This is a genomic window from Mycetohabitans sp. B8, assembly GCF_021991875.1.
Lineage (GTDB): Bacteria > Pseudomonadota > Gammaproteobacteria > Burkholderiales > Burkholderiaceae > Mycetohabitans.
Genome location: NZ_JAHLKR010000019.1, coordinates 86,181 through 98,206, shown reverse-complemented (window position 1 = coordinate 98,206; position 12,026 = coordinate 86,181). Strand labels below are relative to the sequence as shown.

Sequence of the window (12,026 nt, the reverse complement as noted above, 5' to 3'; positions counted from 1 at the left end):
ATCGCGCGTGGCGCGATGCTGTCGTATCAAGGAGCGTCAGGTCTGCCGGTAGCGGTCCGCCGGCAGGTTTTCGTTCGGTAAGCATTGAATAAGTCGTGTCTGAAAATGATCTCAGCTGAAGGCCTCAAGGAAATCGATCGCGCGGTGGCGAAGTACCCCGCCGGTCACCAGCAGTCTGCCGTGATGGCAGCGCTTGCGATTGCGCAGCGGGAGCAGGGCTGGCTGTCGCCGGAGCTGATGCAATTCGTCGCCGACTATCTGAAGATGCCGGCCATCGCGGTACAGGAAGTGGCGACGTTCTACACGATGTACGAGACCGCGCCAGTCGGTCAGCACAAGATCACGCTGTGCACGAACCTGCCGTGCCAACTGGGCGGTGCAGAAGAGACCGCGGAATATCTGAAGCAGAAACTGGGAATCGATTTTGGCGAGACGACGCCGGACGGCAAGTTCACGCTGAAAGAAGGCGAGTGTTTTGGCGCCTGTGGCGATGCGCCGGTGGTGTTGCTGAACAACCATCGGATGTGCAGCTTCATGAGCCGCGAGAAGATCGACCAGTTGCTCGAGGAGCTGTCCAAATGACGTCTTTGCACGATCGGCATATCAATCCGCTGATTCTCGCGGGCCTGAACGGCGAGAACTGGCATTTGCAGGACTACGTCGCACGCGGTGGCTACCAGCAACTGCGCCGCATTCTCGAGCAGAAGATCCCGCCGGAGCAGGTGATCGCGGACGTGAAGGCGTCCGGCCTGCGCGGTCGTGGCGGCGCAGGGTTCCCGACGGGACTCAAGTGGAGCTTTATGCCACGTCAGTTTCCCGGGCAGAAGTACCTAGTGTGCAACTCCGACGAGGGCGAGCCCGGCACGTTCAAGGACCGCGACATCCTGCGCTGGAATCCGCACGCCTTGATCGAAGGCATGGCGATCGGCGCGTACGCGATGGGTATTACCGTCGGCTACAACTACATTCACGGCGAGATCTGGGAAGTCTACGAGCGCTTCGAGCAGGCGCTGGACGAGGCGCGTGCTGCCGGCTATCTCGGCCATAACATTCTGGGCAGCGGGTTCTCGTTTGAGTTGCATGCGCACCACGGCTATGGCGCCTATATTTGCGGCGAGGAAACCGCGCTGCTCGAGTCGCTTGAGGGCAAGAAGGGGCAGCCGCGCTTCAAGCCGCCGTTCCCGGCCAGCTATGGCGCGTTCGGCAAGCCGACGACGATCAACAACACCGAGACGTTCGCGGCGGTGCCGTTCCTGCTGGCGATCGGGCCGCAGCAGTACCTGGAGTTGGGCAAGCCGAACAACGGCGGCACGAAGATCTTTTCGGTGTCCGGTGACGTGAACCTGCCGGGCAATTACGAAGTGCCACTCGGCACGCCGTTCGCGAAGCTGATAGAGCTGGCCGGCGGCGTGCGCGGCAAGATCAAGGCGGTGATCCCGGGCGGTTCATCGGCGCCGGTGGTGCCGGGCGAGCAGATGATGCAGACGGACATGGACTACGACTCGATCGCGAAGGCCGGCTCGATGCTCGGCTCCGGCGCGGTGATCGTGATGAACGATACGCGTTGCATGGTGCGCTCGCTGCTGCGCCTGTCGTACTTCTACTACGAGGAGTCGTGTGGGCAGTGCACGCCGTGCCGCGAGGGCACCGGCTGGCTGTATCGGGTCGTGCATCGGATCGAGCATGGTCAGGGGCGTCAGGAAGACCTGGACCTGCTGAACTCGGTCGCGGGGAACATCATGGGCCGCACGATCTGCGCGCTGGGCGACGCAGCGGCGATGCCGGTGCGCGGCATGTTGAAGCACTTCTGGAACGAATTCGAGTATCACGTCGAGCACAAGCATTGCCTCGTTCCGGCGCAAGGTGGCATACCACGCGATACAGCGCTCGCCGCGACCGCGTGAGCGGGCGCCGCAAGTCGCCAAGGCCCGCCGTGAGCGGGCGCACAGGATTAGGTTAGGGACCCTTCACCATCATGGTTGAACTTGAAATAGACGGCAAGAAGGTCGAGGTGCCGGAAGGCAGCATGGTGATCCAAGCTGCGCACAAGGTCGATACGTACATTCCTCATTTCTGCTATCACAAGAAGCTGTCGATCGCGGCGAACTGTCGGATGTGCCTGGTCGAGGTCGAGAAGATGCCGAAGGCCGTGCCGGCATGCGCGACGCCGGTATCCGCCGGCATGGTCGTGCGCACGACGTCGGACAAGGCGGTGAAGGCGCAGCAGTCCGTGATGGAGTTCCTGCTGATCAACCACCCGCTGGATTGTCCGATCTGTGACCAGGGCGGCGAATGCCAGCTGCAAGATCTGGCGGTCGGCTACGGCAAGTCCGCGTCGCGGTATTCAGAAGAGAAGCGCGTCGTGTTCCACAAGAACGTCGGGCCGCTGATCTCGATGGAAGAGATGACGCGCTGTATCCACTGCACGCGCTGCGTGCGCTTCGGCCAGGAAGTGGCCGGGATCATGGAACTCGGCATGTTGGGCCGCGGCGAGCACTCAGAGATCACGACGTTTGTCGGCAACACGGTTGACTCCGAGTTGTCGGGCAACATGATCGACCTGTGTCCGGTCGGGGCGCTGACCAGCAAGCCATTCCGCTACAGCGCGCGGACGTGGGAATTGTCGCGTCGCCGCTCGGTCAGCCCGCACGACTCGGTCGGTGCGAACCTGATCGTGCAGGTGAAGAACAATCGGGTGATGCGTGTGCTGCCGCTGGAAAACGAGGCGATCAACGAGTGTTGGATTTCGGACAAGGATCGCTTTTCGTACGAGGCGCTGAACAGCGCGGAGCGCCTGACGCAGCCGATGCTGAAGCAGGGCGGCAAGTGGTGCGAGGTGGACTGGGAAACCGCACTAAACTACGTCGTGAACGGCTTGAAGAACATGAAGGCCGAGCATGGCGCGAACGCAATCGCTACGCTCGCCAGCCCGCACAGCACACTCGAAGAATTGTTCCTGCTCAAGACGCTGACGCGTGCGCTGGGTAGCGCGAATCTGGATTTCCGGCTGCGCCAAAGCGATTTTTCCGCGCCGCTGCAAGGCGCGCCGTGGCTCGGCATGCCGCTCGCGACGCTGTCCAGCGTCGATTCCGCATTCGTAATCGGCTCGTTCCTGCGTCGCGATCATCCGTTGCTGGCAGCACGGCTGCGCCAGGCTGCCACCGGCGGTGCCAAGGTGAGCTTGTTGCACGCGAGCGCCGATGATTCGCTGATCAATGTCGCGCACAAGATCGTCGCGGCACCGTCGGCTTGGGTCGACGCGCTGGCCGGCGTGGCCGCCGCGGTGGCCGAGATCCGTGGCGCGGCGTTGCCGGCCGAGCTCGTCGGCGTGCAGCCGGACGCGGCTGCGAAGGACATCGCCGCGTCGCTGTCGAACGGCGAGCAGCGCGTGGTCCTGCTGGGCACGAGCGCGGTAAACCATCCCGAATTTGCGAAGCTGCACGCGGTTGCGCAGTGGATCGCGCAGACGAGCGGCGCGACGCTCGGCTTCCTGCCGGAGGCGGCCAACACCGTCGGCGCCCATCTGATTGGCGCGCTGCCCGGCGAAGGCGGTGCTGACGCTGCGCAGGCATTCGCGTCGCCGCGCCGCGCGTATGTGTTGTTCAACGTCGAGCCGGAGTTCGACGTCGCGAATCCGCGGCAGGCCCGCGCGGCGCTGGCGCAGGCCGACATGGTCGTTGCGCTGTCGTCGTTCAAGACCGGTGCCGACTACGCGGACGTGCTGCTACCGATCGCGCCGTTCACCGAGACGGCCGGCACGTTTGTCAACGCGCAGGGCACGGTGCAATCGTTCACCGGTGTTGTGCGCCCGCTGGGTGAGTCCCGGCCGGGCTGGAAGGTGCTGCGCGTGCTGGGCAACCTGCTTGGGCTGCCGAATTTCGACTACACGAGCGCCGAGGAAGTGGCCACTGCGGCATTGGAAGGCGTGGACGTGCAGGCCCGTCTGTCGAACGCGACGCGCGCGCCGCTGGCGCGCGGCGCAGCGGCGCGCGCCGCTGGGGCATTCGAGCGGATTGCCGACGTGCCGATCTACGACGCCGACCCGCTGGTTCGCCGTGCACCGTCACTGCATCTGACTGGGGCCGCGAAGGCTGCGCTGCGCGTGTCGTTGCCCGCCGCGCTGTTTGACCAACTCGGACTGAAGGAAGGGGATGCGGTACGCGTGCGACAGCGCGAGGCATCGGTGACGCTGCCGGCGCTGCGCGATGCGAAGCTGCATGACGCGGTGGTGCGCGTGCCGGCGGCGACGCCCGCCGCCGCCGAGCTTGGCAGCCTGTTTGGTGATCTGCTGGTGGAGAAGGCTTAAATGGGCGTGTTCGAAACGATCAATGCAACTGGCAGCGATCTGCTGGGCGTCGCGTGGCCGACCGTATGGGCGCTGGTGCGCATTCTCGTCGTGTCGGTCGTGATCCTGCTGTGCGTCGCCTATCTGATTCTGTGGGAGCGCAAGCTAATCGGCTGGATGCACGTGCGGCTCGGGCCGAACCGCGTCGGGCCGAAGGGGCTCTTGCAGCCGATCGCCGACGTGGTCAAGCTGCTGCTGAAGGAAGTGATCCAGCCGGCGCAGGCGACGAAGTGGATCTATCTCATCGCGCCGATCATGGTGGTGGTGCCGGCATTTGCCGTCTGGGCGGTGATTCCGTTCCAGGCCGAAGCGGTGCTCGGCGACATCAACGCCGGCTTGCTGTATGCGATGGCGATTTCGTCGCTCGGCGTGTACGGCGTGATCCTCGCCGGCTGGGCGTCGAATTCGAAGTACGCATTCCTCGGCGCGATGCGCGCGGCCGCGCAGATGGTGTCGTATGAAATTGCGATGGGCTTCGCGCTGGTCGTCGTGCTAATGACGTCGGGCAGCCTGAACTTATCCGATATCGTACATTCGCAGCAGCGCGGGTTGTTCGCCGGGCTCGGCCTCAATTTCCTGTCATGGAACTGGCTGCCGCTGCTGCCGATGTTCGTCGTCTACTTCATCTCCGGCATCGCCGAAACCAACCGGCACCCATTTGACGTCGTCGAAGGGGAGTCGGAAATCGTTGCTGGGCACATGATCGACTACTCGGGGATGGCGTTCGCGCTGTTCTTCCTCGCCGAGTACATCAACATGATTGTGATCTCGGCGCTCGCCGCGACGCTGTTCCTCGGTGGCTGGAGCGCGCCGTTCGAGTTCCTGTCGTTCATCCCGGGCATCGTCTGGCTGGTGCTCAAAGTGTTCTTCCTGCTGTCGGTGTTCATCTGGGCCCGCGCGACGTTCCCGCGTTATCGCTACGATCAGATCATGCGCCTAGGCTGGAAGATCTTCATTCCGGTATGTGTCGTGTGGTTGGTGGTGGTCGGTTTCTGGATCATGTCGCCGCTGAACATCTGGAAATAAGGTGTCGCCATGAACGCAATTCAGAATTTTTTCAAGACATTTTTCCTGACCGAGTTGCTCAAGGGGCTCGCGCTGACTGGACGGTATGCGTTCCAGCGCAAGATTACGGTCCAGTTTCCCGAGGAAAAGACGCCGATTTCGCCGCGCTTTCGCGGACTGCATGCGCTGCGCCGCTATGACAATGGCGAGGAGCGCTGCATCGCGTGCAAGCTGTGCGAGGCGGTCTGTCCGGCGCTAGCAATCACGATCGAATCGGAAGTGCGCGCCGACAACACGCGCCGCACGACGCGCTACGACATCGACCTCACCAAGTGCATCTTCTGCGGCTTCTGCGAAGAGAGCTGCCCGGTCGATTCGATCGTCGAGACGCAGATCCTCGAGTATCACGGCGAAAAGCGCGGCGACCTATATTTTACGAAGGACATGCTGCTTGCGGTCGGCGATCGCTACGAAGCCCAGATTGCGGCGGCCAAGGCGGCCGACGCACCGTACCGGTGAGCGTCGCGGGGCCTGTTGCCCCGACGCATGAAACGATAACGACACGCCTAACGATGATCCGGTAAACATGGAATTCACGACCGTCCTTTTCTACATCTTCGCGCTGCTCATGACCGCGTCAGGGCTCAAGGTGATCACCGCGCGCAACCCGGTGAGCTCGGCGCTGTTTCTGGTGCTCGCGTTCTTCAACGCCGCGGCAATTTGGATGCTGCTCGAGGCCGAGTTCCTCGCGATCCTGTTGGTGCTCGTCTACGTCGGCGCGGTGATGGTGCTGTTCTTGTTCGTCGTGATGATGTTGGACATCGACCTCGATGTGTTGCGGCGCGACTTCCGCCGCTTCGTGCCAATGGCCACGATTGTCGGCGTAATCATCGTGATCGAGACCGCGCTGATCCTCTGGCACGGTTACGGCGCGACCGTCTCGCCGGTGCATGACGCTGTGCAGACGATGCAAACAGCCGGAGCCGGGGGCGCGCTGTCGAACACCCGCCTGATCGGCCGGATCATCTACAGCGACTACATCTTCGCGTTCGAGGTCGCGGGCCTCGTGCTGCTGGTCGCGATCGTCGCGGCGATTGCACTGACGATCCGCGACGGCAAGGACGTGAAGCGCCAGCGCGTCAGTGAGCAGGTGCGGGTGCGGCGCGAGGATCGCGTGCGGCTGGTACGGATGGCCGCCGAAAAGCAGGCGCCGGACGCATCGACGCAACCGGCGACGCCGGGCAACACCGGTGCTGGCGCGGTCGGCAACACCCGCTGACCGGGACAAGGAGAAAAGAACCATGTTGAGCCTCGCCCATTACCTCGTGCTCGGCGCGATCCTGTTTGCGATCTCGATCGTTGGGATCTTCCTGAACCGTCGCAACGTGATCATCATCTTGATGGCGATCGAGTTGATGCTGCTCGCGGTGAACACCAATTTCGTTGCGTTCTCGCACTATCTTGGCGACGCGCACGGCCAGATCTTCGTGTTCTTCGTGCTGACCGTGGCCGCGGCTGAAGCGGCGATCGGCCTCGCGATCCTGGTCACATTGTTCCGCAGCCTCGACACGATCAACGTCGAGGATCTCGACCGGCTCAAGGGTTAAAGAAAAAAGGCCCTGACTGTTATGGTAACGACACTCAATCCCAACCTGCTGCTGGCGGTCCCGCTGGCGCCCCTGGCCGGCTCACTGATCGCTGGTTTGTTCGGCAAGACCATCGGTCGCCACAATGCGCATCGCGTGACGATCCTCGGCGTGGCGATCGCCTTCGTGATCTCCGCGCTGGTGTTCGTCGACGTGCTCGATGGCGCCAGCTTCAATAGCACGATTTACGAATGGGCGACGCTGCCAAGTATCGTACCGGGACAGGGCAGCTTGACGCTCGAAATCGGTTTCCTGGTCGATTCGCTGACCGCGATGATGATGTGCGTGGTCACCTTCGTGTCGCTGATGGTGCACATCTACACGATCGGCTACATGGCGGAGGACCCGGGCTACCAGCGCTTTTTCTCGTACATCTCGCTGTTCACGTTCTCGATGTTGATGCTCGTGATGAGCAACAACTTCCTGCAACTGTTTTTCGGGTGGGAAGCGGTCGGGTTGGTGTCCTACCTGCTGATCGGCTTTTGGTACACGCGTCCGACTGCGATCTACGCGAACCTGAAGGCGTTCCTCGTGAACCGCGTCGGCGATCTCGGCTTTCTGCTCGGCATCGGCCTGGTGCTCGCGTATGTCGGCTCGTTGAACTATGGCGATGTATTCGCGCATCGCGACGCGCTGACCAGCGCAGGCGTGCTGCCAGGCACGCAGTGGCAGCTGATCACGGTGACCTGCATCTGCCTGTTCATCGGCGCGATGGGCAAGTCCGCGCAGTTCCCGCTGCACGTGTGGCTGCCTGACTCGATGGAAGGCCCGACGCCGATCTCCGCGCTGATCCACGCCGCCACAATGGTGACCGCTGGCATCTTCATGGTCACGCGGATGTCGCCGCTGTTTGAATTGTCCGACGCTGCGCTGTCGTTCGTGATGGTGATCGGCGCGATTACCGCGCTGTTCATGGGTTTCCTCGGCATCGTACAGAACGATATCAAGCGGGTCGTCGCGTACTCGACGCTGTCCCAGCTCGGCTACATGACCGTGGCGCTCGGCGCCTCCGCTTACTCGGTCGCGGTATTCCACCTGATGACGCACGCGTTCTTCAAGGCACTGCTGTTCCTGGGCGCCGGTTCGGTGATCATCGGCATGCATCACGACCAGGATATGCGCAACATGGGTGGGCTGCGCAAGTACATGCCGATCACGTGGCTCACATCGCTGGTCGGCTCGCTCGCGCTGATCGGCACGCCGTTCTTCTCCGGCTTCTACTCGAAGGACTCGATCATCGAGGCGGTCAAGTTGTCGCACTTGCCGGGCTCGGGATTGGCATACTTCGCGGTGACCGCCAGTGTGTTCGTGACTGCGCTGTACTCGTTCCGGATGGTTTTCATGGTGTTCCACGGTCCGGAGCGCTTTCGCAACGTGCATCACGACGGTAATGGGCATGGCCACGGGGCGCATCATGGGCATGGCGCGCACGAGCCGCACGAGACGCCGTGGGTGGTCACGCTGCCGCTGGTGCTGCTCGCGATCCCGTCCGTCGTGATCGGTGCGATCGCGGTTGGTCCGATGATTTTCGGCGACTTCTTCTCGCACGGCGTCGTGTTCGACAAGGTTGTCTACGTCAGCGAGCATCACGACGTGCTGCGTGAGATGGCCGACGCGTTCCACGGCTGGATGCCGATGGCGTTGCATTCGGTCTCGGGCTGGCCGGTCTGGCTCGCGCTGGCCGGTGTCATCGTCGCCTGGTTCCTGTACCTGAAGCGGCCGGACATCCCGGCAGCGATTCGCCGGCGCTTCTCGGGCATTTATACGTTGCTGGACAATAAGTACTACATGGACAAGATCAACGAGGTCGTGTTCGCCAAGGGCGCGGTGGCGTTCGGCAAAGGACTCTGGAAGGAGGGCGATGTCGTCGTGATCGACGGCCTGGTCAACGGCAGCGCACGCGCGGTCGCGAAGTTTGCCGGCGTGATCCGCTTCCTGCAAACCGGTTACATCTACCACTACGCGTTCGCCATGATTATCGGCATGTTGGGGTTGCTAACCCTGTTCGTTACGCTGAGCAAATAACGCGAGGACAGGTATGCACGCTCATTTCCCCATTTTGACTTTCGCAATCTGGCTGCCGATCGCGTTCGGTATCGCTGTTCTTGCAGTCGGTTCAGACAAGACGCCGGGTGTCGCGCGCTGGACCGCGCTGATCGGCTCAGTGGTCAGCTTCATCGTCACACTGCCGTTGATCAGCGGCTTCGACGCAAGCACGTCGGCGCTGCAGTTCGTTGAAGTCGCACCATGGATCGAACGCTTCAACATCACGTACCACCTCGGCGTCGACGGGCTGTCAATGTGGTTTGTTGTGCTGACCGCGTTGATCACGGTCATCGTCGTGATCGCCGGATGGGAGGTCATCACGGACCGCGTGGCGCAGTACATGGCCGCCTTCCTGATCTTGTCAGGTCTAATGGTCGGTGTATTCTCGGCGGCCGACGGGATGCTGTTCTACGTGTTCTTCGAGGCGACACTGATCCCGATGTACCTAATCATCGGTGTCTGGGGCGGCCCGAACCGCGTGTATGCGGCGTTCAAGTTCTTCCTGTACACGCTAGCTGGCTCGCTGCTGATGCTGGTCGCATTGATTTACCTGTACACGCAGTCGCAATCGTTCGAGTTGTCAGCTTGGCATGCGCTGCCGCTCGGCATGACGCCGCAGGTGCTGTTGTTTGTCGCGTTCTTCCTCGCGTTCGCGGTGAAGGTGCCGATGTGGCCGGTGCATACGTGGTTGCCCGACGCGCACGTCGAGGCGCCAACTGGCGGCTCGGTCGTGCTGGCGGCAATCATGCTGAAGCTGGGCGCGTACGGCTTCCTGCGCTTCTCGCTGCCGATCGCGCCCGATGCGAGCCACATGCTGGCGCCGGTCGTGATCACGCTGTCGCTTGTTGCCGTGATCTATATCGGCTTCGTCGCCCTGGTGCAAGCCGACATGAAAAAGCTGGTCGCGTATTCATCGATCGCGCACATGGGCCTTGTCACGCTCGGCTTCTTTCTGTTTAGCCAGCTCGGCGTCGAAGGGGCCATCGTGCAGATGATTTCGCACGGTTTCGTGTCGGGTGCGATGTTCCTGTGCATCGGCGTGCTGTATGACCGCATGCATTCGCGCCAGATCGCCGACTACGGCGGCGTCGTCAACACAATGCCCAAGTTCGCGGCGTTCGCAATGCTGTTCTCGATGGCCAACTGCGGGTTGCCGGGCACATCTGGGTTCGTCGGCGAATTCATGGTGATCCTGTCGGCCGTGAAGTTCAATTTCTGGATTGGATTACTCGCGGCGATCACGTTGATCCTGGGCGCCGCGTATACGCTGTGGATGTTCAAGCGCGTCTATTTCGGCGCGGTCGCCAACGACCATGTCGCGAAGCTTGTCGACTTGAGCCGCCGCGAGTTCTGGATGTTGACGGTGCTGGCGTTGCTCGTGCTGTACATGGGCATCTTCCCGAAGCCGTTCACGAACGTGATGCACGAATCGGTGATTAACCTGCTCTCCCATGTCGCGCAGTCGAAGCTGCCGGCGTCGCCGCAGTAAGGGAGGATTAAAAACACTATGCAAAACGCTCCTCTCAACGCCCTGTTGCCCGACGCATTCCTGATGATTGTGACCGTCGTCGCATGGCTGAACGACATCATCGCCGGCAAGAAGGGCCGCGGCCTGACCTATATGATCGCGGTCGCGTCTGGCTTGATTGCCTCGCTCTGGTATGCGGTGATGGCGACCGATCCGCATCCGCACTACTACTTCTCGAACATGTATGTGGTCGACCCGTTCGCGAGCCTGATGAAGTCGTTCATCTCGCTCGGCTTTGCGGTGTCGCTGATCTATTCGCGCAAGTACCTCGAAGAACGTGACCTGTTCCGCGGCGACTTCTATCTGCTGGCGCTGTTCTCGCTGCTTGGACAGCTGGTGATGGTGTCGGGCAACAATTTCCTGACGCTGTACCTGGGGTTGGAACTGATGTCACTATCGTTGTACGCGATCATCGCGCTGCGTCGCGACGTGCCGCAGTCCAGCGAAGCGGCGATGAAGTACTACGTGCTTGGGGCGCTGGCGTCCGGCTTCCTGCTGTACGGCATCTCGATGATGTACGGCGCGACCGGCTCGCTCGAGCTGCATGACGTGTTCACCGCGATCGCGTCGGGCCGCATCAACTATGCGGTGCTGCTGTTCGGTGTGATCTTCATCGTTGCTGGCATCGCGTTCAAGATGGGGGCCGTACCGTTCCACATGTGGGTACCCGACGTCTATCATGGCGCGCCGACCGCGATGACGTTGCTCACTGGGGGCGGCCCGAAGGTCGCGGCCTTCGCGTGGGGGCTGCGCTTCCTGGTGATGGGGCTCATGCCGCTGGCGGTTGATTGGCAGACGATGCTGGTGATTCTGGCCGCGCTGTCGTTGATCGTGGGCAACATCACCGGTATCGTGCAACGCAATGTGAAACGGATGCTCGCTTACTCGGCGATCTCGAATATGGGCTTCGTGCTGCTCGGCCTGCTGTCCGGCGTCGTCGATGGTAAGGCGAGCGGTGCGGCGAGTGCGTACGGATCCGCGGTGTTTTACAGCATCACGTATCTGCTGACGACGCTAGGCTCGTTCGGTATCGTGATGCTGCTTGCGCGCCGCGATTTTGAGGCTGACACGCTGGACGACTTCAAAGGCTTGAACAAGCGCAGTCCAGTGTTCGCGTTCGTGATGTTGTTGATGATGTTCTCGTTGGCGGGCATCCCGCCGACGGTCGGCTTCTATGCGAAATTCGCGGTGCTCGAGGCGGCTGTGAATGCGAACCTGACGTGGCTGGCGGTGCTCGCTGTTGTCACGTCGCTGTTCGGGGCGTTCTACTATCTGCGCATCGTCAAGCTGATGTACTTTGACGAGCCAGTGGACGCGACGCCGATCACCGCCTACGGCGGCAACCGTGCACTGCTCGCGCTCAACGGTCTCGCGGTGCTGTTGCTTGGCATCGTTCCCGGACCGCTGATGTCGAGTTGCCTGCAGGCGGTGCGCCAGACGCTGTCGCTGTAACGGC

10 protein-coding genes are annotated in these 12,026 nt (G+C 62.0%); all 10 read left to right on the top strand.

From position 1 onward, the window contains the following. The first annotated feature begins 105 nt into the window (after nucleotides 1–105). Nucleotides 106–582 (top strand): NADH-quinone oxidoreductase subunit NuoE, encoded by a 477-nt coding sequence (nuoE, locus tag KQH60_RS11115; protein ID WP_076786431.1) that lies wholly within the window; start codon nucleotides 106–108, stop codon nucleotides 580–582. Further along, entirely contained in the window at nucleotides 579–1,904 is a 1,326-nt protein-coding gene (gene nuoF / locus KQH60_RS11110; protein WP_237576506.1) for an NADH-quinone oxidoreductase subunit NuoF, read from the top strand. The genes nuoE and nuoF overlap by 4 nt, the downstream gene beginning before the upstream one ends. 71 nt (nucleotides 1,905–1,975) lie before the next feature. After that, entirely contained in the window at nucleotides 1,976–4,306 is a 2,331-nt protein-coding gene (nuoG, locus tag KQH60_RS11105) for an NADH-quinone oxidoreductase subunit NuoG (RefSeq protein WP_237576505.1), read from the top strand. Beyond that, the gene (nuoH, locus tag KQH60_RS11100) at nucleotides 4,307–5,371 is read left to right on the top strand and encodes an NADH-quinone oxidoreductase subunit NuoH (RefSeq protein ID WP_237576504.1); all 1,065 of its coding nucleotides are present in this window, start codon (nucleotides 4,307–4,309) and stop codon (nucleotides 5,369–5,371) included. It abuts the gene before it with no gap. 9 nt (nucleotides 5,372–5,380) lie between these two features. Beyond that, nucleotides 5,381–5,869: an NADH-quinone oxidoreductase subunit NuoI gene (nuoI, locus tag KQH60_RS11095; RefSeq protein WP_237576503.1), complete on the top strand. Its 489-nt coding sequence runs from the start codon at nucleotides 5,381–5,383 to the stop codon at nucleotides 5,867–5,869. A gap of 67 nt (nucleotides 5,870–5,936) precedes the next feature. Beyond that, entirely contained in the window at nucleotides 5,937–6,629 is a 693-nt protein-coding gene (locus KQH60_RS11090; protein ID WP_237576501.1) for an NADH-quinone oxidoreductase subunit J, read from the top strand. A 22-nt stretch (nucleotides 6,630–6,651) separates the two neighbouring features. Beyond that, nucleotides 6,652–6,957 (top strand): NADH-quinone oxidoreductase subunit NuoK, encoded by a 306-nt coding sequence (nuoK, locus tag KQH60_RS11085; protein ID WP_041753724.1) that lies wholly within the window; start codon nucleotides 6,652–6,654, stop codon nucleotides 6,955–6,957. A gap of 21 nt (nucleotides 6,958–6,978) precedes the next feature. Next, nucleotides 6,979–9,021, top strand: a complete 2,043-nt coding sequence (gene nuoL, locus KQH60_RS11080; RefSeq protein WP_237576500.1) for an NADH-quinone oxidoreductase subunit L — start codon at nucleotides 6,979–6,981, stop codon at nucleotides 9,019–9,021. 13 nt (nucleotides 9,022–9,034) lie between these two features. Further along, nucleotides 9,035–10,531 (top strand): NADH-quinone oxidoreductase subunit M, encoded by a 1,497-nt coding sequence (locus KQH60_RS11075; protein ID WP_237576499.1) that lies wholly within the window; start codon nucleotides 9,035–9,037, stop codon nucleotides 10,529–10,531. 18 nt (nucleotides 10,532–10,549) lie between these two features. Then, nucleotides 10,550–12,022: an NADH-quinone oxidoreductase subunit NuoN gene (gene nuoN / locus KQH60_RS11070; protein ID WP_237576497.1), complete on the top strand. Its 1,473-nt coding sequence runs from the start codon at nucleotides 10,550–10,552 to the stop codon at nucleotides 12,020–12,022. Nucleotides 12,023–12,026: the final 4 nt, after the last annotated feature.